Genomic DNA, 26313 nt, shown 5'->3' with positions numbered 1-26313 from the left:
CGCCCGGATTGTAGGCATGGGAGTCTCGGGGCGGGGTCGGTTCGTTGTTCCTCGCCGCCACAGGTGGGGCATTCGAGGTCGTCTTCCTGCAGGACGTCCCACTCGGGCTCGTTCACATGCTCCACATGCCCGCGCCGAGCATCGACTTGATCTCGCCTGCCAGGCCCCCTCGGGGTTGACCCGAAAGTCCAGGTTGTAGCGGGTGCGCATGCGCGCGCTCTCCAGGATCATGTGCACCGGGTTGTCGCCGGGGTGTGAAGACAGCACCCGCTTGATGTCCTTGATGACCTTCTCGTTGACCTTGGTTGGCGCTGGCGTTCGCCGCCCTGCGCTTGGGTGGGACCGCGTCGTCGTTGGGCGTGGTGCTCGCGGCCGGGACACTTCCCCAACTCGTGTTCGCCTTGGCCGGTGGCGTGTTCGGGGATCGTTGGGACCGTGTCCGGTTGATGGTGGGTTCGAACGTGGTCGCCGCGTCGGCGCAGGGTCTGTCCGCAGTCCTGTTGTTGTCGGGGGTCGCGGCGGTGTGGCACCTGGCGCTCCTGGCGGTGGTCGTCGGCGGCGCGAGCGCGTTCTTCCAGCCCGCGGCGGCGGGCACGGTGTCGGCGCTGGTGCCCAAGGGCGATCTGGTGCGGGCGAACGCGCTCCTGCAGACCGGCTTGCAACTGGTCAAGGTGGGTGGGCCGATCCTCGGCGGTGTCCTGGTGGCCGCCGCCGGACCGGGGTGGGGAATCGCCGTCGACGCCTTGTCGTTTCTGGCGTGTGCCGCGGTGATGTCCCGAGTGCGGGCTCCGCTGCCCGCGTTGGTGTCCGGGCGGCGTTCGGTGATGCGCGATCTGGGCGAGGGGTGGGCGGAGTTCGTGTCCCGAACCTGGCTGTGGGTCCTGACGGCGCAGGGCGCGATCGTCGTGGGGGCGTGGCTGGTCGGATACACCCTGCTGGGCCCGGCCTATGCCCAGCGGTACCTGGGTGGGCCGGGTCCGTGGGGGTTGGTGGCCGCGGCGTTCACGGTGGGCCTGGTGGTGGGCAGTACCGCGTGTCTGGCGTGGCGGCCGAGCCGGCCGGGCTGGGTGAGTTGTGTGTCCAGCGCGGCCATGGCGTTGCCGATGGTCGCGATGGCGACCCGGGCCCCGCTGTGGGTCCTGTCGGCGGCTGTGGCGGTGACCGGGGCGTCGTCGAACGCGTCGATCGTGGCGTGGCGCTCGTTGATGCAGCATCGGATCCCGCAGGAGCGGCTTGCCCGGGTGACGGGGCTGAACACCGCCGGACAGTTGTTGTTCGTGCCGGTCGGCTACCGATCGCGGGGCCGGTGGCCGAGCACTACGGGCTGCGGCACACCCTGATGCTCACCGGGCTGGGTCTGGCGGCGGTGTCGCTTCTTCCCCTGCTCGTGCGGGACGTCAGGGGCCTGGTGCTGCCCGCGAGCGTCGCGGAGTCAGCCGCGTGAGGTCGTTTCCACCGTGAGGACGGCGAGGTGGTGGGCGCGGTCGACGGGAAGTACGGACGCGCCCACCCAGCCGGGGGCGATCAGGGCGTGGCCGGGTGCGGCGTGCAGGGTCAGTGGTCGTCCCCAGGGGAGACCGGGCAGCGAGGTGGTGTCGCAGCCCGCCCGGGGATCGTGCAGGGTGATCGCGCCCGAGTCGGGGTGCGGAGGCGGTCCGAGGTCCGCGAGATGACACCAGGCACGCCACGGGCCGGTTCCGTAGGAGAGGGTCACGCGGTGGTCGGGGCCCCACAGCTCCATGGTCGCCGCCCGGATGGGGGCGGCGGGCAGGCCCAGCAGCGCGGCGATCGAGGTCAGGGCGGCGTGGATGGCCTCGATGTCGAGGACGTCGTCGGCCGCGAGGGCCGGCGGCGGGCTGCCGTTGCGGGCGTGGCGCAGGGCGGCCTGGACTCGATCGAGGTCCGGGTCGAGCGTGAGGTGCCCGACCCAGACGGGCGTGGCCCACGACCATCCTCTCGTTCCGCGAAGGTGTCTTGCGAACCGTACGGTCGGGCACCCACATCCCGTGCGAAGCCGGGGATGGCGAACGAGCCGGGGCCTGCGGCGGCGCCCCGGTCCGCCCGACCCCGTCGAAGCCCCGCGTGAAGTCCGGGATGGGGGCGGCGGTTCGCATCGACGGTCGCATGCGGCAGCCGTCGGTGTACGCGGTGAAGGGTCGGTGGGTTCACGCGGTCGGAAGTGATCGTATTTCGACACTCTTTCGGGGGACTTCGTAATCGGGGATCCGGACCTAGGATTTCACTGCCGCGTCCCATGCAATTGCAGGTGGGCTTGCGCCGATGGGAGAACCGCAGACGGCGGGTGTGCCGGATGGTGGGGGCGCGGTTCGGGTTCCGACGCATATTCGAATGGGGTTTCGATGAGTGGATTCGACAACGGGATGCCGGCCGACTCCGTTTCCGGGGTGGTGTGGGTGAAGAGCACGGCCAGCAACGCCGAGGGGAACTGCGTGGAGTTGGCGGGGTTGCCCGACGGGCGGGTCGCGGTGCGCAATTCGCGTCATCCCTCGGGGCCGGCGCTCGTCTATACACGATCCGAGATCGCCGCGTTCGTGAACGGTGCAAAGAGCGGTGAATTCGATCGGTTGGTTTCCTGACGTCCTTCCGAACATCTTTTCGAAATTGCGGACATGCGAGCGAGTATGAGGATAATGGGCCCGTCTCACGATTCCTTCAGGAGTTCGCATGTCCGCTCATTCGCCGAACGGTGATCCCTCGCTCGCCCCGATCGTTCCCATGGCGGGCAGAACGGAGAAGCCGGGCTTCGCGGCCATGATGGTCGGCATGCATCTGCGGGACCTGTGCGAGTCCCTGGGCCTGCAGATCAAGGACGTCGCGGGCATCATCCGGGCCTCCGATTCCAAGATCAGCCGGATGGAGCGGGGGGAGAACCCGCAGAGCGAACGCGACGTGCTGGACCTGCTGAAGGCGTATCGGGTCACCGACGAGGCGACCGTGGCCGTGATCAAGGACCTGGCACGGCAGGCGCGGCAACGCACGTGGTACCGCGCCTACAACGACGTGATGCCCGGCTGGTCCCGTCGTCTCATCGGTCTGGTGGATTCCGCCCGGGCGATCCGCACCTACGAGACCTCCCTGGTGCCCGGCCTGTTGCAGACCCAGGGCTACGCGCGCGCGATCGTGTGTGCCGGCCTGCCGAACGCGACGGCGCAGGAGGTGGAGCGTCGCGTCGAGCTGCGGATGCGCCGGCAGGGGGTGTTGCGGGACGAGGCGCCGCCGAACCTGCAGGTGATCCTGAACGAGGCGGTCCTGCATCTGCGGGTGGCCGAGGACGCGGTGATGGCCGAGCAGTTCCGGCACCTGCGTGCCATGACGGAACACCCGTACGTGACCATCCGCGTGGTGCGCTTCGCCGACTTCGTCGGTCTGGTGCCGCCTCCGGCGGCGGTCACCCACCTGACCTTCCCGCGCATCGAGCCCTCGGAGTTGATCTATCTCGAGGAGTCGGAGGGTGCGACATATCACGTCACCAAGGAGGGTGTCGATCCGCACCGGCGCATGCTGGACCAGTTGATCATGCGTGCCGAGGCGCGTGGCCCCAGCCTGGCGCTCCTGGACGAGGCCGCCGCCCGCTTCGCCGACCGACCTCCCGCCGCGGCGGTGTGCCCGGCCGGGTGCGGGTCAACGGATGCGGGCGACGCCGCCGTACTCGATCCATTCGGGGTCGGGCCCCTGACGGGGCCTGACCTCGGTGTCGGGTCGCCACTGGGACACCTCGACCAGGCCGGGCGCGAGGATGTCCTTGCCGACGAAGTACGCGTCCACCTCGTGGGGTTCGCGCACGCGCCCCCACGTGTCGTTCGTGCTCTCGGCCATGAACGCGGTGACGGAGTCGCGGATGTGGGCGTGTTCGCTGACGAGTTGGCAGATGACCATGAAGCTGCCCGGGGCCAGTCGGCTCGCGACGCGTTCGATCATCGCGGCGGGGTCGTCGCGGTCGGGGATGCAGTGCAGCACGCTCACGAACAACGCGGCCACCGGGGCGTCGAAGTCCAGGAAGTCCCGCACGTCGGGATGCCCGAAGATGCCCTCGGTGTCGGTCATCTCCGCCCGGATCACGGTGGTGCGGTCGTTCTCGTCCAACAGCATGCGGCCGTGGGCCAGGACGAGCGGGTCGTTGTCGATGTAGACCACCCGCGACCGCGGATCCACGCGCTGGGCGACCTGATGGACGTTGTCCTGGGTGGGCAGACCCGAGCCGTGGTCGAGGAACTGGCGGATCCCGTACTCCCGGGCAAGGGTGCGCACGACCCGCTGCAGGAAGAACCTGTTGTTCAAGGCCAGCGCCCGCGTCGTCGGGACGATGCCCAGCAGTTTCAGACACGCCTGTTCGTCGGAGGCGTAGTTGTCCGTCCCGCCCAACAACCAGTCGTACATGCGGGCCACGCTGGGCACGTCCACATCGATGGACGAAAAAACGGGATTGTCGTCGCCATCCACGGGACCCCCAGGTCGGCGCCGCACGCGGCGCGTCGACTGCCGAAGCCCCCATCGTAGGCCGCCTCATGAGGACGCGGACAGGACTTCGCCCGGACGACGGCGACTCTCGCGCACGGGGCGAGGCGGCACTCGACGCGAGAGGGAGACGCACACCCTGCGGCGTGCGCACGCGCGAGCGCCCGCGCACTACCCGCGCAACGGTGAGCGGCCCTCCAGCGCGCGCACCACGCGGACGGGCAGCGCGCGTTCGGCGGCCAGCACACGGGCAGCGACCGTCGACGCCTCATCGCCCGTCAGCTCCGCGGCGGACGTCAGCGTCATCCCGAGCAGATAGTGCAGGGCCACCGCGTCCGCCTCCCGTGTCGGCAACACCTCGTACAGGGTCTCCTCCGTGCTCCCGGGCACCGGGACGCCGCCCACCGCCTCGACGGCCAGGCCCAACAGATGCCAGGCGTCGGCCGCCGGATTGGGCCCGCGCAACACCTGCGGCCACTGCCCGGCCAAACCGGCGAACACCGCCCGACCGTCTCGACCCCCAAGGCCCGGTCCCCGGTGCGCAGACGGGCGTACTCCTCGTACCGCGCACGCCGCGCCTCGCAGAAGACGGCCAGATCCGGCCCATTCCCACACGAGGAGGCGACGGCCGAACCGGTTCGGGCCTGAACCGGCCGCCCGGACGGTTCGCGGTGACGGGACATGACCTGGACACCACCGGGGACTCGCCGCGCGCGTGCGTGCGCGGTCACGGATCGACCTCCCCGCCGCCACCCGGGGTCTCGCTGTCGAACCGCCGCGCACCGCCGGAGGGCGCGGCATCGGATGTCCGCGGCCGCTCGCGGGCGCTCGCGGCGCGGGATTTGTCGACGTCCGGCGCGGCACCCCACGCCCGCGCCTGCCGCCACGGACCGAACAGGACGGCCGGATCCCGCCCGTACACCTCGGTCAACGCCGCCACCACCGCCCACGGCGGCCGAACCTCACCCGCCAGAACCAACGCCACGTACACCCGCGGCAGTTCCACCCGCGCCGCGACCGCCGCGAGGGAGATTCCGCTCGCGACGTGCAGGCGAACGAGCGCCACCGCCAGCCCCGCACCCGCCCCTCGCGCCGACGACGAAAGCCCGCCCTCCAGGCGCGACTCCACCGAGGGTTCCTCGTATCGCATCGACCGAGGCGCGACAGACGCCCCGCGATCCGAAACCGGTGTTCCGAGCGGATAAGGGCGACGCGCCCACGACAGGCCCCATGTCGACCGTGCGGTGGCCGGATCGGTCCCCGCCGCGGCGGCGACCGCCTGCCACCCGAGACCGCAGACCAACGCATCGCGCACCGCCGCCTCGACGTAGACGTCCAGCGCGCCCACCATCCGACGCACGCACTCCAGCGTCACCGGGAGCGCCGCCCCCCGGGACTCGGCCTCGGACAAGGCCGTCGCCGTCGCCATCACCTCCTCGACCGCATCCACACCCCGCCACCGCCCCCCGGCCGGAGCCCGCACACCCTTGCCGTCACGCAGGCGCTGTGCCCGACGTCGACACGGCTTGTCGCAGTAGTCCCTCTTGCGCCGCGGTCGGCGCTCCTGACGAAACCGCCGGCCGCAGTACGCGCACCGCCCGCACTCCACCGACGCACCCACACCCGTCCCCTCCCGACCCGACCCGACCCGTACGACGTCGTTCGCCTGCGGTGTCCGTCCCCGGGCGGCGCGCCCGGGGACGGATACCGCGCGGTCACAGGCGACGCAGGCGGGCCCAGCCGAAACCGGACCGGCCCGCGACTCCCGCCATCGCCAGGAGGAACGCCGCCGTCGCCGGGTCCGGGACACCCCCGGCGGCCAGTGCCCACGGCACGGAAGCCACCGCGACCACGAGATCCAGCCGCACATTGACGGCGCACACGCACACACCGCACGTTTCACGGCCCGTGGTCCACGGAATGGTAGGTTGGTGGGTCACCGAAGGACCATGGAAAACCCTTCGGTACATCTGGTCGTCGCGCATCAATGCTCCGATCGGAACGCGTGCCCCGGGCCGGCGATCAACCCGCCGCCCCGGGGCTCCTGCTGTGACGGACCGAAACGCTACAACCCAACTCTCGGAAAAATTCGCCGCATTCTCGCGATGCACGTGCACCTGCGCCGGCATCGAATACGAGCCCACCGACGCGAAGAGCCGGAAAGTACGACTAATGCGCCAGGTCGGCGACAAAGCGAAAGACGACGCTCGTGCGGCGTGCGTGAATCACCGATCCGTGATCGATACGGGTGCGAAAACGCCTGTTTGATGTCGGCCTGCCGGGGGCTCGACGGTCGAACGCTGGCACGCATATAGCACCCGGATTTCCTCAAAAAATGAGCGTGCACGGGCACTTCGACCCACACGACCGGACCCGCCTTCTACCCGCCCCACATCCCATCGGCGGGTTCCGAGGAGGCGCCGCAGACGGTAGCCGGGGCGGACACCGCGTTGCCATCCTGGTGGACTCCCTGCACCTCGCGATCCGTTGCACCGGATCGTTCCGTTCGACGACGCGTTTCCCCCGATCGCGCCGCAGGCACGAAACGGTGTCCGGCGCGCGCGGAGGGTGGGACGACTCGGTCTCCGAGGCGCAGGCAATGGACGGCGGAAATCGGTTCCCAGAGCAAGCGCGGCAACCGCACCCGTGCCGTTGCCCAGCTGCTCGGTGGAATCGGCCCGCCGCATCGGCCGGCCGCCCAAGGAACAACCCGCCGCATTGCTCGCTTCGTAACGCCGCAGCGGCTCGAACGTGCGAGCCCGGTAAGGGCCTCACCGTGTTCGTCCTGAACGCCGGAGATCTTCTCCAGCAGGTCGGTCGGTACGCGTGTTGACTCGCGATGACGTGGTTGATTAGCACCCAACCGTCGGGATCGGCCTGGAACAGGCGCGCGAGCCGGTGATTCCGGACGTCTCGCCGTGGCAACGGTGGATTGCCTCGATGACTGTGTTCGGGGCGACCCGGAAGAACTCCCTGTCCGCAATCCCCGGCGTGCGAGGCGCCCGCGCTGCGAGAGGTCCCTGCGGGGGCGGCGAGTTACCTTCCCCGGCCCGGTCACCACCCTGTACAGGCAAGGGAACGCCGCACCGTCGACCCCGCGAGTGGCAACCCACCCGCGGAGCGTGCAACAAGCCGTTCAGGGAGGGGCGAGGCATTCCCGGCATCGACGGCGATGCTGCTGCGGCAGGATCGGATACGGCATCACCCCGTGGTCTCAGTGCCATCGAAGTGCTCGGCTCCAGGCCAATCCCCGGCCGGCTCGGATGGCCCCCCTTTGCGCACAGGCCAGGAGTCAGTGGACGAGCGACAGGGCGATCCGCCGATGTTGGAGCTGGATGGCGATCACGGTGACGGTGACGTCGTCGCCGACCTGCACGACGTCACTCGGCTGTGGGACCGGCGTTGGCGCGAGGTCGCCGAGCGGGACGAGGCCTTCGATGCCGTCACCGATGCGGACGAACACACCGAAGGGGACCAGCTTCGTGACGGTTCCGGGAAGCCTGGCTCCCACCGCGTAGGTGTCGGCGAAGATCCGCCACGGGTCCGGAGCGACGGCCTTCAGCGACAGGCGTGCCTCGTCGTGATGGGTGTCGAAGACGAGGAACTGCGCGGCGATGCGTTCGCCGACGTGAACGATTTGCTCCGGGTTGTCGAAGTGCTTCCACGTCAGCTCGGGGAACGTGATGAAGCCCACGCCGGGGAAGACCGGGTGCTTCGGGCTGCCGTCGAGGGCGACGAAGATCCCGAACCTCTCGATCGAGGCCACGGTTCCCGTGAGGACCTCACCTGGGCGGTGCCCTGCCAACCATGCCCGGACGGCGTCGCGTTCGGCGTCCTCGGATGCCGGGCTTGTCGCGCCGCCTTGCCGGGGCGATATTCCTCCAGGACGCTCTTCGGTCGGTTCGGCCATGCGCTGAGCTTCTCACGCCGGGTAGGTACCGCCTCGAGAACCGACTCATCGCCGTCGAGGGCCGAGCCGGCGTCGCCTAACTCGTCGAACCTCTCCCATCGGTCAACGAATCACACAGATCACCGGCATCGGCAGACGCCACTTTCCTACGAGGTCGACGAGCAGCCGGCGGGACGACGTGCGGACCTCGATCCATCCCGAGTCGGTGAGCAGGGCCTCGCGAACCCAACGCTCGACGTTATCCCGGTCGCTCATGCCCTCGAACAGCACATCGATTTTTCGGAGTTCGGCCACGACATCCCCATCGAGGCACCCTGCCTCCACAAGACTCGGGACGAGACGATGGGCATGATCGAAGTCCAACGCCAACTCGTCCGTTCCAACGCAATACTCGTCCAGCCAGGCAAGCTGGTCGGCAGGATCCGCGGCGAGCGTCGTCAACGACTCGATCAACAGGCGCCACGAGAAGGAGACATCGGGATTTCGCACGAACGCATCATCGCACCGATTCGAGATCACATTCGGAGTGAATCCGACGCGCCGACAGCGCGTAGCCCGCCTCTGCCGGGTCTTTGTGCCCGAGGCCGCATCGCGTGAGGGTGAGCATCAACCCCCGACGACCGGCCAGTTCGCCGACCCGACCACGCGGATGATCGACGTCGACGAACTGCACGCCGTCCTGGGCATTGTGGCTCGCTACTGCTCTGACCGCATAGGTTCACCGGCTTGGGGTGGTGTCCGGAGCTGGAGGTATCAGGTTGGGGCCGTCTTACCGTTCGTTGGGGGTGTTCTCCATCGCCCACCTGCGGAAGAGGACGAGTACCTCGGTGAGGTTGCCTGGTCCGCATGCGGCGTCGAAGGTCATGTCGGAGGTCCGGGCCATGACCCAGTCATTCTTGCTGCGTTTGAGGTCCTGGTGGGGGAAGTCGTGTCCCTCCAGGTCGGTGTCCTCCAGGTCGATGCGGACGGACCAGCCGGGGTTGTCGAGCGTCTCGATCTTGACACCCCACTCGTGCTCCCAGTCCTCGTTGCACTGTGCGGAGTACCAGGCCTGCAGCCACTCCAAGACGTTCTCGGCTTTGTTCATGGCACGAGATGCTAGGTCAGCCGCGAGTCCAGGGCCGGACCGCGGATGGCACAACTTGCTCTGGGGGTCGCGATGGCCGAGCCGGTACGTGTGCGAAGACTGACCGATCAGGAGGGGCAGCGGTTGCAGCAGATCGTGCGGCGGGGCAGCACCAGTTCGGTGCGCTACCGGCGCGCGATGATGCTGCTGGCCTCCGCCGGCGGTAACCGCGTGCCGGTCATCGCCCAACTCGTGCAGGCGGACGAGGACACGGTGCGCGACGTCATCCACCGCTTCAACGAGATCGGCTTGGCCGCACTGGACCCTCAGTGGGCGGGAGGCCGTCCCCGCCTACTCAGCCCTGACGACGAGGACTTCGTCATCAAGACGGCCACCACCCGCCCCGCCAGGCTCGGCCAGCCCTTCACCCGCTGGTCACTGCGCAAACTCGCCGCCTACCTGCGGAAAGTCCACGGCCGCGTCATCCGCATCGGCCGCGAGGCCCTGCGCTGCCTGCTCGCCCGACGCAGCGTCACCTTCCAACGCACCAAGACGTGGAAGGAGTCCACCGACCCTCAACGCGAAGTCAAACTGGACCGGATCGAACACGTGCTGGAGCACTTCCCTGACCGGGTGTTCGCCTTCGATGAATTCGGCCCGCTGGGAATCCGTCCCACCGCAGGCTCCTGCTGGGCTGCCCAGACCAAGCCCGACCGCATCCCGGCGACCTACCACCGCACCCACGGCGTCACCTACTTCCACGGCTGCTACTCCATCGGCGACGACACCCTGTGGGGCGTCAACCGCCGTCACAAAGGCTCTGCCCGGTCCCCGGCCGCGCTGAGATCGATCCGTGCGGCCCGACCCGACGGCGCACCCATCTACGTGATCATGGACAACCTGTCCGCCCACAAGGGGGCGAAGATCCGCGCCTGGGCCAGGAAGAACCGGGTCGAACTGTGCTTCACCCCGACCAACGCCTCCTGGGCGAACCCGATCGAAGCACACTTCGGACCCCTGCGGCAGTTCACCCTGGCCAACTCGAACCACCCCAACCACACCGTCCAGACCCGTGAGCTGCACCGCTACCTGCGCTGGCGCAACGCCAACGCCCGTCACCGCGATGTCCTCGCCGCCGAACGCAAGGAACGCGCCCGTATTCGCAGCGCGAAAGCCATCCGCTGGGGCGGACGCCCCCTCACCGACGCAGCCTGACCCCAAACCGGTGAACCTATGCGGTCAGAGCACTAGGGAGTTGAGGATCTCGTCGGCGGTCTTGGTCCAGACGAACGGCCTCGGGTCCTCGTTCCAGGTTCGGATCCAGTCGCGGATGTCGGCTTCGAGGGCTTGCACGGATCTGTGGGTGCCGCGGCGGATGAGCTTGTCGGTCAGGTGCCCGAACCATCGCTCGACCTGGTTGATCCAACTGGAGCCGGTGGGCGTGAAATGAACGTTGAAGCGCGGATGTCGCGCGAGCCATGCCTTGATCGCGGGCGTCTTGTGGGTGGCGTAATTGTCACAGATCAGGTGCACGTCGAGTTCGGCGGGCACTGCCTTGTCTATCTTGACCAGGAACTTCTTGAATTCCACTGCCCGGTGACGGCGATGCAGCGAGCTGATGACGGTGCCGTCGTCGATGTCGAAGGCCGCGAACAGGCTCGTCACGCCGTGTCGTTGGTAGTCGTGAGTGCGTCGTTCCGGCATGCCGGGCATCATCGGCAACACGGGCTGGGAGCGGTCCAACGCCTGGACCTGGGACTTCTCGTCCACGCACAGCACCACGGCCCTCTCCGGCGGGTGGTGATACAGACCGACGACGTCGACGACCTTCTCCACGAACTGCGGGTCCGTGGACAGCTTGAACGTGTCCTGGACGTGCGGCTTGAGGTCGAATCTGTGCCAGATCCGTCCGATCGTAGATCTCGACAGGCCGGTGCGTTCCGCCATGGCGGCCCGTGACCAGTGCGTCGCGCCTCGCGGGGACGTCTCCAACGTCGCGACGACGACGTCCTCGACCCGGTCGAGCAGGATCGACGGCGGCCGGCCGGGACGCAACTCGTCGGCCAGGCCCTCCAATCGGGACTCCACGAAGCGGCGCCGCCACCGGGTCACCATGGAGGGCGTCGTCCCCAGCCGGGCGGCGACACCCTTGTTCGATGCGTCCTCGGCGCACGCCAACACGATCCTCGATCTCAAGGCCAGCGCCTGCGAGGTCTTCGCCCGACGTGCCCATCGCGTCAACTGCCCCCGCTCGACGTCCGTCAGCGTCAGGACGGCCTTCGGACGACCCGAACGCCCCGCGTCCTCCAAACCCTCGACCCGCGATTCCGCGAACCGTTTGCGCCACTTGCCGACCGTCATCTCCGACACGCCCACATCGGCGGCGACCCGCGCATACACGACGTCCGGCTCGGCACACCGCAACACGATCCGTGCACGCACCGCCAACCTCGACGAGCCCCGCGACCAACGAACCAACCGATCACGCTCGTCGTCGGTCAATACGAACTCCGCCGAAGACCGCCCCGAACTCGCCATACCGAAAATAGCAACTTAAGACTATGAATTCAGGTGCAGCACACTAGGTCCCCGCGCCGGTCGGTGGTTCGTCGTGAGCATCGTCGGTGTGCGGTCGGGTTCCTGGGTGAAGGGGAGTCGGGCATGGCGTGGTGGCGGGACGATCCGGCCTTTCGAGCGGTCGCACGGGCGTTTCCGGTCAACGGGGACTTCGAGGATCAGGTGGGTGGTCCGTTGGACGTGCGGGCGGTGGTGGCGTCGGTGCCGCGCGGGGTGTGGGACACGTTCGCGCACGAACGCCTGCCGTGGGACCGCTTTCCGTGCGGGCCGCAGGCCGCGACAAACGTGGCCGAGCTGCGGTCCGACGACACCGAAACGGTCCGCCACGGTCTCCGCGGCCTGCGAGGATGGTTGGCGAACACTTCGTGGTCGCCGTGCGCGTTGGCCGTGCCGTTCCTGCTGCGGATCGCCGCCGACCCCGCCGGCCGGTGCCGCGCCGAGGCGTTGGTCCTGGCCGCGGAGACGGCACGCCGGACCCGCGGCCCGTCGACGTGTACCCGCGAGGAATTCCTCCGCGTCGCCGACGGGTGGTGTTTCGAACCGACCGGCTACCCGGGGAACTGGGCCATCGAGGCCGCCCGCACGGCGATCGCCACCGACGCCGACCTCCTCCTCCCGCTGCTCGACGACCCCGACACCGACATCCGCACCGCCGCCGCCCACGTCCTGGCGGCGACCTCCGGCCGCCTGGACGACATTCGCCGCGCCCTCCACGCACGCCTGCGGGTCGAGGACGACCCGACCGTGCGGGCCAGCCTGGTGCTCGCCGTCGCACAACTCGCCCACGAACACCCCGAGGCCGACACCGGATGCCAGGCCTGGGTCCGGGCCCTGTGGCGCGATCCCGCGAACCCGCCCGAGGTGCGCACGAGCGCCGCCATCGGGTGGCTGTGCCTGACCGACGCACCCGTCCCCGACGAACTGCGCACGACCCTGGACGCCTGCGCGACCGAGACCACCGCCCGACTGATGGCGCCACTGCCCCGGATGCGCGCGATCGACCACACCGGCGACACCGCCCTCCACCGCTGCCTGCGCACACTCCTCGACCCCGACGACGTCGAACACGAGACGGACGACCCGTGGGCAACACCCACGGAGGCCGTACCGGGCAACCACGGAAAAGCGTCGCGATCGCGCCCACGACACCCACGCGCGTCCGGCGCCGCGCGATCCTTGGCCTCGCATGGAGGGATGCGCCGACGACCCGCCCTTCTGACGACGTCGTGGCGAGCCTCGGCGCGGACGCGCAGTGCCGACCGTCGCGATGTCGACGTCGAACAGCGCGTCATCGCGGCGGGTCGGACAGGTGCGGAACTCGACCCGGAACCGGAACGGTTCCGCGGACGCCTCGGCCCTCCCGACCCACGCGGCAGCTCGCCAATACTGGACCGAGGATCGCTCCTGCGGGCAGGTGAGAGGACGGCCCGAATCGAGCCGCGTTACTCGTTGGGCACACGCTCCTCGGAGGCCGATGGTACGTCCGGTGAACCGGGAACGTGGTGGCCGTGGCTGTCTTGACTGTCGGGCGGCGGGGCCAGGGTACGGCCGTCGATGATCTCGATGTGGGTGACAGTCGTTGCCGTGGCGTCGAGCCACAACCACATCACGACGTCCGCTTCACGTTCCAGCTCGGCGACGAACGAGCAGGGCGAACTCCGTGGAGCGGTCAGCAGGCACGTCGGCGAGCACGTGCACTGTCCGAAGTACCGCAGGCCACCCACCACGCCGGCCAACGCGTCGTCGCCGTCGGCGCGCAGCAACTCGTCGATCTCGGCGGCGAGTTCCGGAAATGCGTGCACCAACATGGGGTACTCGGCCGCGGTCATGGCAGAACCGTACAGGCGGTGCATGGTCTCGCTTCGAGAACGGAGCCAATCGCGGGATCCACGGTGCGGTGTGGACGCGGAAGGAGGCCGAAATCGTCGTTCGCCGAACGCTGTTCGCGGTCGGCCCTTGCCGGCTCGGGCCTGCCGGGATGGATGTGCGACGATCACGACGTGGCCATACCTGTCCCTCCACCGTCCGACGCACCGTGCTCGCCCGTGCGTCCGGCGTCGGCGATGTCCGTCCTGGCGGCGCTGCTGGATCGTTCGCTGGATCGGATGGCGGACGCCGCGGCGGATGTTCGCCGGTTCGACCGGGAAGCCATTCGCGAGTCGGCGGATGTGTGGGACAACAATCTGTTTCCCCTGTTCTGGGCCGCGAGCACGTCCAACGCCGGTCGACGCGAGCGGCGGGCGAGGATCGTACTGGAGTGGATGGCCGGTTTCGGGGAGCGGCGCCGCGGGTGGATGACCGAGCAGGCCGCGATCGCCGGGTACGACATCGAACCGCTCCTACCACCGGCCGGTCCGCACATGCCGGGCCGGGACTATCGCGGACACGTGATGGCACCGCAATGCCGGCTCACGCACCCAAACGTGGACGAACTGTCCTCCGACTACGATCTGGCGGCGGCGTCGGTCCGTCACCTGCGGGTCGAGCGTGCCGGTACCCGCCTGACCGCCTTTGTCCAACTGGTCGCCGATCGCAGGTTCGCCGTCGACGAGGCCGCGCCGCCCGCCCTGCTGGACGTGTGGTTGGACGACGTCACCGACATCGCCTTCGACCTCGCCGACACCCGGGGAGCGATCCTGCACACCGGGCCGCGAGAGGTCGGGATCTCCCTGGGCCCGAGCGGTCGGCTCCGCGCCGCCGGCGGCGAGTATCGCCTGGACGACCGCTCATGGCACCTGTCGACCACCGGCCGCCGCGCCGACGCCACCACTCCCGCCCGAACCAGCCGATCGAATCCACCGCGTCGGCCGCCGGGCGCAGATCTGGACCCCGACGCGCACGCCGCCGCCACACTCCTGCACCACGCCATGCTGGAACTGCGTTCCGTACGCTACGCCGCCCACGCGGACGACGTCCCGGTGACGAAGCTGTGCGAAGCCTTCTCGGGAGCGAGCGAAGCGATCCTGGCCGCCGGGTCGCAACGCGGCGCCTGCCGCCGCGAGGCGGCCTTCCGGGACGTGATCCGAGCCTGGGCCGACCAAGGCGACCCGGAGATCACCCGCTGGATCGCCACCGTCCTCAAGCAACGCGCGGGCCGCCCCGACATCATCGACACCCCTCGCCCCGCACAACGAACAACCCCCTCCCTCGACGACGGCTCGCCCGTGTCGCGTACGCCGTCGCAGGCGGTTCTCGTCATGGCCTCCTGGACGGCGACACACACCGACTACGGGACAGAGCGTCCGGCCGCCGCCCAACTCCACTTCGCCCTGCCACCCAGCAGCGACGAAAACTTTTCGGCCCCCTGGCGCCTGCGCACCGTCGACTGCGCCGATCCGGACACCTTCCGCATTCGCACCGATGCGTTCCAGGGCCCCGGCCGGCTTGTCCGCGTGGGCAAGCCCACCACCGCCCGCGGTCTCGACCTGCACCGGGGTGCCCTGCACGTCGCGACCGGAGCCGGCCGGAGCGCGCCTGTGACCTGACCCTCTCCGGCGCCGTCACCGCTCTGTCCCCATTTTTTGACAGCGGGAGACGATGTCCACCTCGTGGGGAGGCCGAACAGGCACACACAGTTCCTTGCGGCGCGCCGCGTCGGCGGCTTCGACCGGCGGACGACGGAGGTCGCACCCCGACCGTCGCCGTCGAACCGGGCCGCTCGACGACGTGGTGGACTCGCGTATGTCGACGCGAGTCGACCGACCGTGCTGCCCGCCCCGCCGCAGAGCGGAACGGCTCTGGGGGAGACTCCGGATGTCAGGAGCGTCCGGTTGGATGGGCACGTGACTGTCCATGACGTAGCTCGCCTGCTTCCTTCGATCGCCGATTTGCGGAACGTGTGCCGTTCACTGGCGATGCTCGATGCGATTTTGAGCCCGCACTGGGAAGGGCGGTACCACTCCTTCAATGCCGGTTGGGCCGACGGCGAGGAGATGGCGTCGATGCGCAACGGGTCGGGGGACGAGTACTCCGTCGTGTTCTCGGCGGCCGGGGTCTATGTTCGCGGCTTCGACCACGAGGCACCGATGAGCCCGTATGCCAACGATGGCGAGCCCTGGCCGGGGGTGATCGACGAGGTTCCGGAGGTCTTCGGGCCGTTCGTCGAGGAACCTGCGTTCACCGACGAGGACGATGTCCCCGTCGTGACGGCCTGCCTGTGGCGGGAGTCGACGGATGATCGGTGGCGGCACGGCGCGATCGACTTCCCCGCCGGGTCTTCCGACCCCGACGGGGCGACGCGTCTGTTCGAACTCCTGGTCGACCGTTCGCCGGAAGCGTTCCGGCGCTTCGCCGAGGACTACTACGAGGTTCCCGTGGATTTGGGAGCGGTGCGTGACGTGTATGCCTTGCGGCCGCTGAGCCACGAGCTCGTGTCGTCGCTGAACGCGGAGGTCTCCCTCACGGACCTGGCCGAGGACATCACCGAGATCGGCTACCCGCAGCCGGGCCGGGACGAGATGTGAGCTTCGGCCGTCGTTGAGGCGATGGGGGAGTCCAGCCACATGGTGACCGTGGGTGGTCGCCCGCGGCGTACCGGCTCCAAGTTCTGCCGCCTTCTCCGAGCGCGGCGCGACGTTCGTCCGCCTCGTGATCGCTTCGGGTTCTACGCCGACTTCATCGCCGTCGTCGGCTCTGCCATTGCCGGCTGTTGCACGACCGGCTTCGACGAATCCTCACCTTTCCCGGCGGCTGGAGGGTGGCCCGTGGCGGTGGGTGTGTGCCGAGGAAATGGTCCGCCGGAATCTCGGTGCGAACCCTGGGTGTTTCAGTCCCGGGTGTCGGTCACCTCGGCGAATTCGACGTGTCCGGTGTCGTCGATCGCGAGCGGGCGTCCCATGCGGGGGCGGCGGGATTGGGCCGCGAAGTCCGGTTCGACGAGGAGTCGCAGGCCGGTGGCGATCTCGTAGACGGTCACGCGGGGTTGGAGGGAGTACAGGAGGGTGCCGTCGACGGCGAGGTCGGCGGCCGGTCCGGGGAACCAGTCGGTCTCCGTTCCTGATTCCGTGTCGAAGATTCTTACACCGTCGTGCTATTGCTCGTCCACGCCGAACCCCCATATTGCGAGTCGCCGGTCGTCGGGCCAGACTCGAGGGGCGTCCTGGGGCCCGAGTCTGGGGGCGAGTTCACGGCGGCTGGGGCCGTCCTCGGATTCGTAGGGGTTGTCGGTCAGCCACGCCTGGAGGTCCCACGTCGCCAGGACACCGCAGGGGGACCACATCCATCCGTCCGACACGATGCGGCGGCCGGTGGGCGAGACACTCAGACCGCAGAAGAAGTAGTCCAGGTAGTGCTCGTCGACGGGCATCTCGCGCTGCGGGCTCGGGGATGCGCGGTGGGTGAGGTTGGCGCCCGTCGACGGGTCGGAACAGTCGAGCCGGTTCCACGCGGTGGCGTGCACCTCAATTCCGGAGATGAGTTGCGGCGGTGATGAGCGAACCACTGGACCCGTATGAGCGGCTACGTGTCGACAGGCCTGCGGACCAGCGTGCATGGATGGCCGCCTGCGTGCCGGCGGACATGCACCTTCAGGCATGGGGCGCAATCAACGACTTGCTGAAGACGGATGCCATGTACGCGCCGGCCGATCCGGACAATCACCCGCGTGAGGATTTCGATCGAGCTGTCGAATCGTGGTCGCCGCAGTGGATTCCGGGCGCATTCCGGCGTTCTGGGAGTGAACTGGCTGGGCGTCTATGTGACGATGGCTGATCGGTTCGGCTGGACGATCGAGCATCCGATACTCGATCCGGACGGATTCGGGCGGCGCGTCCTGGCGTGCTTTTCGTCGGATCGAGTCGAGGCGCTCGCGGGGCGACTGCGTGTCGGAGGGTGCCGAGGGGAGACCGACCTCGGGTTGGATCCGGACATGTTGTCGGCAGTGAGGTCCGTGAGGCTGGAACTGGAGTGGGCGCAGCCGCGGATCAAGGATCCACATCTCGCAATCGCGGCGAAGGAAGGGCTCGAACTCATCCGTCGTATCGCCGCCTTGATCGATTGATCGAACCGGTGCCGCATCGAGCACCGGTGCATACAGGTCGGAAGGCGGGTCGTGTCGGGCAGTTCGTTGCTCGGGCAGATGGGCCCGTGTCTCGGTCACTTTGCTCGACGCTTCGGGTGCCCTGGTCGGCGAAGATCACCGGGATGTGTTCCCGAGGATCGGGCCATCCGGGAATCGGGTTGCGTCGGGCGGAGGGGATGGGGTGGTATCCCGGGATGGGTATGGATGCCGAGGTTGTCGTGTTGGCGCTGCATGCGCACGAGGTGATGGAGCCGTTGACGCGTTTCGACGAGAGTCGTTCGTGGCGGGGGAGGTTCGAGCCGATCGAGGTGCTGGGCGGCTACGGGTGGGCGGCGGAGTTTCCGCGCCAGAGCGGCAGGAGTGGGTTGTTGCGGTCTCTGGAATCGTTGGCGTGGCCGATTCCGGGCAGCGTGCAGGTGTTGATGCACGACGTGGACGACGAGTGTTTCGGCCTGTGGATGCTCCACGACGGGAAACTCGCCGAGGTTCCGCTTCCGCGCACGCGCCGCTTCCATCTCCCGGCGCCGGCAACTCTCGAATTCGCGCCGCATCCCGGCTTCCTCCTGCGTACCGACGGGTCGCGAGCCCTGCCCGCACAGACCCCGCCACACCTGCGCGACCCCAGACCGGCCTGGTGACGACGCCTCCGGCCGCGCCGAGGACAGCCCTCGTGTCACGGCTTTGGCGCGAGTACCCCCTGCCCCGGTCGAGGCGAAAGCGCCGCGCTGGTGCAGGCGTGCTGCTCCGCCTCCAGAGCCCTGCTTCCGACGCGATGCGCCCGAACCGCGGTGGGCCGGGGCCCGGGCCGACGGTTTCCCGGGCGCGGTCGGAGCGTTCATGTTCCCGAGAGTTGGGGCGTGCCGTCGGACGCGATGCGTTTCTCGAACGCGGGGGCGATCGCGAAGGAGCGTCCGCAGGGCGGGCATTGTGCCGCTCCGAAGATGTACGGCAGGCCGCGGGCGAGCGAGGCCTGCCCGTCGCGGATCGCGATCGAACGCAGTCGTGCACCCAGAGGTGCCATCTCCTCGGGCGCGGTCGGGCGCAGGGGCCGGCGGTCGATGTCGCCCCGGTGCCAGTCGCGGATCGCGGAGTAGTGGCCGTAATCACCCACTGCGATGGTGACGTCGGCGCCGCAGTGCGGGCAGTGGACGGCGAGGAACGCGTCGGTGAGGTCGTCGAGCCCCCACGCCCAGGCGAGATGCCCTTCGAGCGCGAGCATGTTGCACAACCCGTGGATGTGGTGCGCCTGGTGTGCGTAGTCGGTGAGATGCGCGTCCGCGACGACCGCCATCTCCGCGATCCGCGCGGCGTACGGCTCCAGCGCCGAGTCGTATTCGCGGTACCGGCGTCCCACCGAGACGATCTCACCGGCCAGGAACACCGCGGCGCCCCGATCCTCCGGGGTGCCGTCCACGGCGACCTCCCACAACAGGGGCAACGCGGCGAAGCTCGCGGGGCACACGCTCTCGTCCCGACACAGCCTGTCGTGCAGGGTTCGCCAGGTCCGCTCCCGGTTGTGCGGCGCGAGGTTCGCGAACAGCACGGGGATGTCGTCCGCCGGGCCCCCGAAGTGATACAGCCGCGGCCAATCCGTCATGGGAGCGCATTCAACCAGCCTGTGCGCCGTGCGGAGCGACCTGAGCGACCGACGATTCGAATTTCACCTCGCGAGCGAATGTGCGCCGACATGATCGGATGCCTTCGAGGACGGATTCCCAAGCGAGCCCCGGGTGGCGTCCATGCGACTCGTGGGGCGGCGGGAGGACGGTCTGCGGCGTTCCGTCAGGCGGATCGTTCGGCACCGTAGTAGCCGTGGCGCATCAGGAACCTCATCTGGTCGGTGCCGTCCGCCCGGATGTGCCCGATCAGCATCGACCGCAGCGGCTCGGGCAGGTCCTTGCCGTGCGCTCGGGTCCATTCGAGAGAGCCGAAGAGTTGGGCCGCGCCGTCCAGTCGGGCCGGGTTCGGCGAGCCGGTGACGAGTGCCGTGAGGATGAGGTCGGGGTCCTCGGCGAGCAGCATCCGCTCGATGGCCATGTCGTACCACATCAGGCCGCCGGCGGACTCCCTGGCGGAAGCCCCGGCCCATGCCAACAGGACGCCGACACGCTCGATTCCGTCGGGATGGCCGTCTCGGACGAGCGTGGCGAGCCGGGTCTCGGCGTTGCGCAGCCGATCCGACCATGCCTGGCGGTCACGACCCGGCGGACCGGAGACCTCGGTGGCCACGTCCCGCAACCCGGCGGGCGCGGCATTCAGCCAACGCAGCCGACGCTGCTCATCCTCGGCTCGTTGCACCGCCAGGTCCGCCTGAACGTCCCGAGATCCGGTCAGGCCTCGCTCCGCCAGCCACTCGGTGAGCGCCGGACCATCCCGAAGCTCGGCATCGCAATCCCCGATTCCCCGAAGACGAGATTGGTGGTGCAGCGTCCACACGGCCACCGGCTCGCCCACCACGCCGTAGATCAGGATCGTCGGCCAGCCAATGCACAGGCACCGGTCGCCGGTGCCGCCGTCCACGACGGCCAGCACGCGGGCCAAATCGGTGATCCCGGCACCGGTCACCACGATCCTCGCCACGCCCGCGGAGTCCGCTTCGCCGGGAGAGCCCTCCACGATCACGACGCGCCCGGCACGGCTCAGTACACCGCGAAGGCGCGCGGTTGTCGGAACGCCCTTGTCCATGTCCTTCGTTGCCTCGTGGAGCACGTCCGCGAGGGTATCGGCCCGCCACCACGCCCCCGGCCGCAGGCACCGACATGCCTCGCCGCAGGTGATGACGGACGGCCTGGACCCGACGCCTAAACGAAGACAGGTCCCGCCGACTTCGCGCAAGCGCGTCTCGTATCCCGGGGAACTCGCGTCATACTGTGCGCCCGGCGAATGCCGGGGCGGCCGCGGTCCGGACGCCACAGGGACGGCGGTCCGGGCCGCGCGTTGAACCTACGGACCCACCACCTTGTCGGGTGTCGAGGATCCGTCGACGGAGGCTGCGTCGACCGTCCGGATTCCTCTCACCCGTTAGCCTGCGGCCATGAGTCTGGAAGCCGAACTGGACGCTCTGGCGGCCCAAAAGGACCTCGCGCCCGACCTGGTATGGCGCCTGCTCCGACACCCGCAGGCCCGCCGCACGGCGGCGCTGCTGCGCGGGGACCTGACCGAGGCGATGATCGAGGAGATCATCGCGCTCGGCTCCATACGTTCCCTCTCGGTCAACGCCTGCGTCCCCGCCGACATCAGGGCCCGCCTGGCCGAGCACCCGGAGCCGATCGTCCGGTGCGGAATCGCCAGCAGCGTCGCCGACGATCCGCCGGGGCTGCTTGCCCGACTGGCGGACGATCCGGATCCCTCCGTGCGGACATTCCTTGCGGGCAACCATCATCTGCCACCGGAACTGCGGGCCCGCCTGGCCGCGGACCCGAATCCCGGTGTGCGCCGGGAGATCGTCCACCACTGGCCCGATGCCCCGGACCGGGTGCGTCGGGCCCTGACGACCGATCCCGACCCGAACGTCCGCACGAGCAGTATCCACAAATGGGTCCCACCGGCGGACCTGCTGCCCGCACTCCTCGCCGACCCCCAGACCCGCGCCGCCGCCGTCGATCATGCGGGCCCCTCACCGGAACTGGCCGCCGACCCGGATCCCGCCGTGCGCGTGGCCGTCGCCGACCACCCGGACCTTCCCGCGAACCTGCGCGACCGACTCGCCGAGGACCCCGACATGTTCGTCCGCAACGCGATCGCGGCCCGCCCGGACACCCCACCGGCCCTGCGCGAGCGGATCGTGGCCACCCTGAACACCGACAACCCGGTCGCCCAGTGGATCCTGACGTACCGCCGCAACCCCAACGTCGGCGGCGACCGCACACGGCCACCGGCCCCACCGATACTCACCCGGGAACAGGCGGAAGCGCTCCTGGCCCGGGCCGGCCTATAGGACGAACGACACGTCCCAGGCGAACGAGGCAGGCAGGCCCCGGCTTCCACGCCGCGAGGAAGAGCCGGACCACACCCCCGACGCGTCGTCCCACGCACGTGAGCGGCACGATCACGGGCGCGTGCTCGTGCCAGTGGGATGGGCACACCGTTCGGACGGTGTGTACGCGGACGCCAAGTCGCGTCGGCAACACGGTTGTTGACGAAACAGCGAGTGAGGACAGACACGATCACGACGCTGCTCTGGGCCGGCGTGGGCGCGTTCGTGACGGATCCGGCGCTGAAATCCGCGCGTCGTCCGGAACCGAACGCCGATGCACGTCCCAGTGGCCGCTACCGTGCAGCGCCGGCGTCCACGGGTCGATGTGCCGATCGGTTGCTGTTGCTCCGTGAAGCTCGTCCGCGAACGTGTCCCGAGGAACCCTGCCTGTGGGAGTTGTCGACCCTGCTCGGTCGACGGGCGAGATGGGCCGCCGGATCGGGTGTCCCCGGCTCCTTCTAGCATCCGCACATGCTGATCTCTACGACGTACACCCACACGTGGCGGACCGGTGCCGCAGCGACGTTCGCGGCCTATCCGAGGTGGGGCCGCTGGGGGGTGGTCGCCGTGCCCGTGGCGGTGATGCTCCTGGCGTTCCCCATGGGGAGTCTCCAGATGGGTCTGTGGTCGGTCTTCTTCGTGCTTTTCATGGTGTTCGTGCACGGCAGGCACGTGCGTGCGCTGATCGGGCAGGGAGTGATCGACGTCGTGCTCGACGACGAGGGATTCACGCGCGAACGACCCGGGGTGAGTACGGCGAGCATACGGTGGACGGCCACCTTGGGTGTGCGGCGGCAGTTCGGACTGCTGGTGATCCGCACGGCGCCGCGGTCTGTGGCCACCGTGCCCGAGACCGCCTTCAACGCCGAACAACTGGCCCGACTCGACGAGTTCATCCGCGTATACAACTCTCGGACGGTGACCGCCGGATAGCTCGACGGCTGCCGCGTCGTCGGCCGGGTCTCGCTCGGGTCTGACAGATGGATCTTGAAGACCGAGCCGACACCGGCGGGTGCGGGCCGACGATGCCCGTCGGGTCATGGCAGGGCACTTCGCGTTCTCTCGGCGTCGGGTTTCGGCGGTGGGGGCCGAGCGCCGCCTCCGCTCGGGGTGTGCGCGATCACGGTTGCCGCGATCGTGAGCGCGGTGTCGAGCTCGGTGCGCACGGCCGGGGGCAGGGTGCCGGCGCCGAGTGCGCAGGCACGCACGGTCGTGGCGAGTCGTCGTGTTCGGGCGGTGGTGAGGAGGGCCGAGCAGAAGGGGTGTGTGAGGAGGTCGCGGGCGGTGTATCCGTCGGGTTCGGCGGTGATGTGTCGGATGAGGTCGTGGCCGACGGTGTGTGCCGCGCAGGCGTGGTGTGGGGAGAGGACGTCGACGATGGCCAGGCCGAGGCGGCAGCGAAAGACGCTCAGTCCTGGGAGACGGGGGTCGACGGCCGTTCGGTAGAGGTGGGGGAGTCGGGAGGCGTCGGGGTGGTCCGGCTCGCAGAGCGTGGCGAGGCATGCGGTGACGGCTTGTTCCCACGGTTCGCCGGGCGTGGTGGTGGCGCACAGTTCGAGGGCTGTGGTCGGGTTGCCGGTCGTCGCGTGGGTGAGGACCGCGATCTGGCGGCCGTCGAGCATGCGCCGGCCGATGCCCCTGTGCGCGGCCAGGTGGGCGTGGGCGTGTTCCCACCGTCCTGAGGCGGCGAGTGCGCGGGCGGTGGTGGCGAGGAGGACGGCCCACAACCAGCTTCGTATCTCGCGGTGTTCGTCGCGGGTCGTGGCCATGGAGGACGCGGGGATGTGGATGCCGTCGACGGTGGTGTCGGTGCGGGTGGCGACGGCGGTGTGGATCGCGTCGACGAGGGTGTGGGCGCCGGGGCCGTCGCCTGCGCGGATGCGGAGCCGGGCGAGGTTGATCAGGGGTTCGAGGGCCTGGCGGACGGCCTGCGCGTCCAAGGGCCGGGCGTGCAGATACAGGTCGGCGTGTCGGTGGCACCACAGGCGGGCGAGGTCGGGCATGCCGCAGTCGGAAGCGAGCAGGGCGGCGAGGTTGTGGACGGCGGACGCCTCCGTGCGATCGCCGGTGCGCGCCGCCTCCCGCGCGTCCGCGGCCAGTTCCGCGACGCGCTCCGGTAGCGGGCGACAGACGGGGCGCGGTCGGGGGATGAGAGGGAAGCGGCGCGCGGCGCGCCCGGTGGCGTCCATGGCTATTGCCACGCGACGGTGACGGGGTGGTCCGGCCGGGCCAGGACGAACCGTCCGTCGGCAGGGTCGGCGGGGGCGGGCCGGTCCTCGAGGGCGAAGCGGACGGTGCGGGTGTGGAATTGGTCCCGGTTCCACGTCCGGACGTGCCCGGCGATGGTCTCGGCGAGGGCACCCGCCTCGGGTCCGTGGGCGATCACACCGACCTCATGCCGAGCGCCGCCGTCGAGCGGTTCGCCGGCCCGGACGGTGAGATAGGCCAAGGCGCCGGCGGGGGTGGTGGTGGCCATGGCTGCGATGGGGAACATCGGTGAGACCAGGCCGCGTTCGCGGGCGCCGGGCTCGACGTTCATGCGCATGATCGGGTTGGCCAGGGCGCAGCCGAGCCACAGGTCCAGCCACTCGAAGGATTCCCCGTTGCCGAACGTCACACCGGTCCAGACGGTGTGACGGGGGGTGTCCAGGACACCGGTCAGGGTGGCGGGTTCGGTGTGGGGGTGGTTGTCGCGGTGGGTCTGCAGGGTGACCTCTCCCGTGCCGGTGAGGTCAATGATGGTGCGGGAGTCGTCGCCGATGCCGCCGCGCAGCGGCATGAACACGGCCATCTCGCTGCCGCGGTCGACCCAGGCGCCCGTCGCGCGTTCGAAGACGATGGTGCGCGAGACGGCGCCGGCCAAACGCAGGGGCAGGAGCAGGAGCCCGTCGGGGGCGAGTTGGTCCAGCCAGGCGGTGGGGACCTCGTGGGCGCCGACGGTGGCCACCACACGGTCGTACGGTGCCGCTTTGGGGTGTCCGAGAGCGCCGTCGCCCAGGATGACGTCGACGCCGGTGATGCCAGCGGCATCGAGGTGGGCCCGGGCTCCGTGGACGAGGTCCTGGTCGACGTCGATGGTGGTCACGTGTCCGTCGGGGCCGGTGATCGCCGCCAGTAGCGCGGCGTTGTACCCGGTGCCGGCGCCGATTTCGAGGATGCGTTGTCCGGGTTCGACGGCGAGTTGTTCGAGCATGGTGGCGACGATCGTCGGTTGTGAGGCGGCGCTGAGCGAGACGCCGTTCTTCGTCTTGGTGTAGACGGCTTCGTCGGAGTACGCGTCCTCGATCGGCGCGTCGGGGACGAACAGGTGGCGGGGCACGGTGCGCAGGGCCGCGTGGACGGGGGCGCTGCGGACGGTGCCCTCGTCGTGCAGGCGGTCGGCGAGACGGTGGCGCAGGGTGGTTGTGGCAGCGAAAGATGCCGGGTTGTCACCGAGGGTGTTCGTCATTTCACGGACCTTAGTGGGCTCGGGGTGTTCCGCGGGAACGGTGGGACGGTGGTGGTGCGTCGGGGCGCGGTGGTGGAAGACGTCGTCGACGGCCAGGGCGGCGAGGGTGGCTTGGTCGCGGGCGCAGAGCCCGGCACGGTTGGCGGCGAAGATGAAGTGGTGGGCCAGGACGGCCCGCAGACCCCGTTCGAGAACCCCAGTGTGGTGGAGTTCCGCGAGAGCGTGGCCGGCGTCGCGGAACGCTTGTGTCCACGCTGCGGGGACGAGTTCCGGGACGCGTGCCGGGTCGGTGGTCGTCAGGCGACGAAGGGCTTCCCGGTGTCGGGCGCGCATCGGCGTTGTGGGGGCCGGGCGCAGGTCCCCGATCCCGGACCAGATGTCGCCTTGTTCGAACCAGTCCTGGCCTGCGGCGCGCAGCAGCGTGGCGTAGAGCATGACGGTCGTCTCGCGGGGTCCGAGCGGTGGCGGGTCGGGAAGGGCGGCGCGGGCGAGGATGTGCCGGCTGTCGTGATGGAACAATTCGTGGGCTGTGGCCATGGCACGGGTTCCGCCAAAGGCGAGGGTCTCGGGTTCGTAGGTGCCCGGGACGAAGGCGGTGAGGTGCCCGTCGGTCGTGAGCGCTGTGAGGATGTCGCCGGCGGCGTCGGTGTCGGTGTCGGGCTGTATCCGCAGGCGCCAGGTGGGGGACTTCCGCAGGAACCACCACGCGCCGATTCGGCCCGAGGCACGGGCGTCCTCGAGGGCGGGCGCGAGATGACGGGCGGCGGAGGCATCTTCGGGGTGCGCGAGGGTGATCGCGTAGTGCTGCCATGCGGTGTCCGGCATCGCGGTGCTCCTTCGA

Annotated in this window: 28 protein-coding genes and 1 pseudogene; 12 read left to right on the top strand and 17 right to left on the bottom strand. The window is 69.5% G+C overall.

Annotation, left to right across the window (positions count from 1 at the left end):
- Nucleotides 1-305 precede the first annotated feature (305 nt).
- Both ACWGR4_RS29135 and ACWGR4_RS29130 read left to right on the top strand, forming a co-directional pair.
- Complete coding sequence (locus tag ACWGR4_RS29135) at nt 306-1340, top strand: MFS transporter (protein WP_452130234.1); 1035 nt, start codon at nt 306-308, stop codon at nt 1338-1340.
- Nucleotides 1307-1444: a hypothetical protein gene (locus ACWGR4_RS29130; RefSeq protein ID WP_452130235.1), complete on the top strand. Its 138-nt coding sequence runs from the start codon at nt 1307-1309 to the stop codon at nt 1442-1444. The genes ACWGR4_RS29135 and ACWGR4_RS29130 overlap by 34 nt, the downstream gene beginning before the upstream one ends.
- On the opposite strand, the gene ACWGR4_RS29125 is transcribed toward ACWGR4_RS29130, so the two are convergent.
- A complete protein-coding gene (locus ACWGR4_RS29125; protein ID WP_452130236.1) occupies nt 1433-1741 on the bottom strand; it encodes a hypothetical protein in 309 nt (102 codons plus the stop codon). The genes ACWGR4_RS29130 and ACWGR4_RS29125 overlap by 12 nt on opposite strands.
- Nucleotides 1742-2360: 619 nt before the next feature.
- Here ACWGR4_RS29125 and ACWGR4_RS29120 point away from each other — a divergent pair.
- Nucleotides 2361-2597, top strand: coding sequence for a DUF397 domain-containing protein (locus ACWGR4_RS29120; RefSeq protein ID WP_452130237.1), 237 nt, complete (start codon nt 2361-2363; stop codon nt 2595-2597).
- 88 nt (nt 2598-2685) lie between these two features.
- Nucleotides 2686-3570: pseudogene (locus ACWGR4_RS29115) on the top strand (helix-turn-helix domain-containing protein); the annotation flags it as partial.
- Nucleotides 3571-3642: 72 nt separating this feature from the next.
- Here ACWGR4_RS29115 and ACWGR4_RS29110 read toward each other — a convergent pair.
- The 8 genes from ACWGR4_RS29110 to ACWGR4_RS29075 all read right to left on the bottom strand — a co-directional run bounded on the left by ACWGR4_RS29110 (nt 3643) and on the right by ACWGR4_RS29075 (nt 9473).
- Nucleotides 3643-4398, bottom strand: coding sequence for an SAM-dependent methyltransferase (locus ACWGR4_RS29110; RefSeq protein WP_452130243.1), 756 nt, complete (start codon nt 4396-4398; stop codon nt 3643-3645).
- A gap of 249 nt (nt 4399-4647) precedes the next feature.
- Complete coding sequence (locus ACWGR4_RS29105) at nt 4648-4977, bottom strand: hypothetical protein (RefSeq protein WP_452130238.1); 330 nt, start codon at nt 4975-4977, stop codon at nt 4648-4650.
- Between the two features lie 226 nt (nt 4978-5203).
- Entirely contained in the window at nt 5204-5926 is a 723-nt protein-coding gene (locus ACWGR4_RS29100) for a helix-turn-helix domain-containing protein (RefSeq protein ID WP_452134267.1), read from the bottom strand.
- A 265-nt stretch (nt 5927-6191) separates the two neighbouring features.
- A complete protein-coding gene (locus ACWGR4_RS29095; RefSeq protein WP_452130411.1) occupies nt 6192-6359 on the bottom strand; it encodes a hypothetical protein in 168 nt (55 codons plus the stop codon).
- A 1409-nt stretch (nt 6360-7768) separates the two neighbouring features.
- Nucleotides 7769-8386 (bottom strand): S1 RNA-binding domain-containing protein, encoded by a 618-nt coding sequence (locus tag ACWGR4_RS29090; protein WP_452130410.1) that lies wholly within the window; start codon nt 8384-8386, stop codon nt 7769-7771.
- 102 nt (nt 8387-8488) lie between these two features.
- Nucleotides 8489-8875: a hypothetical protein gene (locus ACWGR4_RS29085; RefSeq protein ID WP_452130409.1), complete on the bottom strand. Its 387-nt coding sequence runs from the start codon at nt 8873-8875 to the stop codon at nt 8489-8491.
- Between the two features lie 7 nt (nt 8876-8882).
- Nucleotides 8883-9059, bottom strand: a complete 177-nt coding sequence (locus ACWGR4_RS29080; RefSeq protein ID WP_452130408.1) for a hypothetical protein — start codon at nt 9057-9059, stop codon at nt 8883-8885.
- 96 nt (nt 9060-9155) lie between these two features.
- Nucleotides 9156-9473, bottom strand: a complete 318-nt coding sequence (locus ACWGR4_RS29075; RefSeq protein WP_452130407.1) for an immunity 53 family protein — start codon at nt 9471-9473, stop codon at nt 9156-9158.
- Nucleotides 9474-9545: 72 nt separating this feature from the next.
- Here ACWGR4_RS29075 and ACWGR4_RS29070 point away from each other — a divergent pair, with 72 nt between their 5' ends.
- Nucleotides 9546-10667, top strand: a complete 1122-nt coding sequence (locus tag ACWGR4_RS29070) for an IS630 family transposase (protein WP_452130406.1) — start codon at nt 9546-9548, stop codon at nt 10665-10667.
- Between the two features lie 24 nt (nt 10668-10691).
- Here the strand turns inward: ACWGR4_RS29070 and ACWGR4_RS29065 are convergent, their stop codons facing one another.
- Nucleotides 10692-11990 (bottom strand): IS630 family transposase, encoded by a 1299-nt coding sequence (locus ACWGR4_RS29065; RefSeq protein WP_452130405.1) that lies wholly within the window; start codon nt 11988-11990, stop codon nt 10692-10694.
- Nucleotides 11991-12113: 123 nt separating this feature from the next.
- Between ACWGR4_RS29065 and ACWGR4_RS29060 the strand changes: the two genes are divergently transcribed.
- Nucleotides 12114-13550, top strand: coding sequence for a hypothetical protein (locus ACWGR4_RS29060; protein ID WP_452130404.1), 1437 nt, complete (start codon nt 12114-12116; stop codon nt 13548-13550).
- On the opposite strand, the gene ACWGR4_RS29055 is transcribed toward ACWGR4_RS29060, so the two are convergent.
- A complete protein-coding gene (locus tag ACWGR4_RS29055) occupies nt 13472-13858 on the bottom strand; it encodes a hypothetical protein (protein ID WP_452130403.1) in 387 nt (128 codons plus the stop codon). The genes ACWGR4_RS29060 and ACWGR4_RS29055 overlap by 79 nt on opposite strands.
- A 216-nt stretch (nt 13859-14074) precedes the next feature.
- On the opposite strand from ACWGR4_RS29055, the gene ACWGR4_RS29050 reads away from it, so the two are divergent.
- Nucleotides 14075-15514 carry a hypothetical protein gene (locus ACWGR4_RS29050; RefSeq protein WP_452130402.1) on the top strand — a complete coding sequence of 480 codons (1440 nt, stop codon included), beginning with the start codon at nt 14075-14077 and terminating at the stop codon, nt 15512-15514.
- Nucleotides 15515-15811: 297 nt separating this feature from the next.
- Nucleotides 15812-16492, top strand: a complete 681-nt coding sequence (locus ACWGR4_RS29045) for a hypothetical protein (protein ID WP_452130414.1) — start codon at nt 15812-15814, stop codon at nt 16490-16492.
- A 302-nt stretch (nt 16493-16794) separates the two neighbouring features.
- Here ACWGR4_RS29045 and ACWGR4_RS29040 read toward each other — a convergent pair whose 3' ends face one another.
- Nucleotides 16795-16944, bottom strand: a complete 150-nt coding sequence (locus ACWGR4_RS29040) for a hypothetical protein (RefSeq protein ID WP_452130401.1) — start codon at nt 16942-16944, stop codon at nt 16795-16797.
- Between the two features lie 114 nt (nt 16945-17058).
- On the bottom strand, nt 17059-17427 hold the full coding sequence (locus ACWGR4_RS29035; RefSeq protein ID WP_452130400.1) for a hypothetical protein: 369 nt from the start codon (nt 17425-17427) through the stop codon (nt 17059-17061).
- Between the two features lie 204 nt (nt 17428-17631).
- On the opposite strand from ACWGR4_RS29035, the gene ACWGR4_RS29030 reads away from it, so the two are divergent.
- Complete coding sequence (locus tag ACWGR4_RS29030) at nt 17632-18027, top strand: hypothetical protein (RefSeq protein ID WP_452130399.1); 396 nt, start codon at nt 17632-17634, stop codon at nt 18025-18027.
- A 221-nt stretch (nt 18028-18248) separates the two neighbouring features.
- The gene (locus tag ACWGR4_RS29025) at nt 18249-18686 is read left to right on the top strand and encodes a hypothetical protein (RefSeq protein ID WP_452130398.1); all 438 of its coding nucleotides are present in this window, start codon (nt 18249-18251) and stop codon (nt 18684-18686) included.
- Between the two features lie 197 nt (nt 18687-18883).
- Here the strand turns inward: ACWGR4_RS29025 and ACWGR4_RS29020 are convergent, their stop codons facing one another.
- Both ACWGR4_RS29020 and ACWGR4_RS29015 read right to left on the bottom strand, forming a co-directional pair.
- The gene (locus tag ACWGR4_RS29020) at nt 18884-19645 is read right to left on the bottom strand and encodes a hypothetical protein (protein WP_452130397.1); all 762 of its coding nucleotides are present in this window, start codon (nt 19643-19645) and stop codon (nt 18884-18886) included.
- Between the two features lie 185 nt (nt 19646-19830).
- The gene (locus ACWGR4_RS29015; protein ID WP_452130396.1) at nt 19831-20883 is read right to left on the bottom strand and encodes a hypothetical protein; all 1053 of its coding nucleotides are present in this window, start codon (nt 20881-20883) and stop codon (nt 19831-19833) included.
- Between the two features lie 199 nt (nt 20884-21082).
- Between ACWGR4_RS29015 and ACWGR4_RS29010 the strand changes: the two genes are divergently transcribed.
- The gene (locus ACWGR4_RS29010) at nt 21083-21985 is read left to right on the top strand and encodes a hypothetical protein (RefSeq protein ID WP_452130395.1); all 903 of its coding nucleotides are present in this window, start codon (nt 21083-21085) and stop codon (nt 21983-21985) included.
- A gap of 510 nt (nt 21986-22495) precedes the next feature.
- A complete protein-coding gene (locus ACWGR4_RS29005; protein WP_452130394.1) occupies nt 22496-22957 on the top strand; it encodes a hypothetical protein in 462 nt (153 codons plus the stop codon).
- Nucleotides 22958-23061: 104 nt separating this feature from the next.
- On the opposite strand, the gene ACWGR4_RS29000 is transcribed toward ACWGR4_RS29005, so the two are convergent.
- Both ACWGR4_RS29000 and fxlM read right to left on the bottom strand, forming a co-directional pair.
- Entirely contained in the window at nt 23062-24213 is a 1152-nt protein-coding gene (locus tag ACWGR4_RS29000) for a hypothetical protein (protein WP_452130393.1), read from the bottom strand.
- A gap of 2 nt (nt 24214-24215) precedes the next feature.
- On the bottom strand, nt 24216-26297 hold the full coding sequence (gene fxlM, locus ACWGR4_RS28995) for a methyltransferase, FxLD system (RefSeq protein WP_452130392.1): 2082 nt from the start codon (nt 26295-26297) through the stop codon (nt 24216-24218).
- Between the last annotated feature and the right edge of the window lie 16 nt (nt 26298-26313).

This window comes from Embleya sp. NPDC055664, assembly GCF_053618075.1.
Note: the sequence above shows the minus strand (reverse complement) of the source record. Positions and strands in the feature narration are given on the sequence as shown.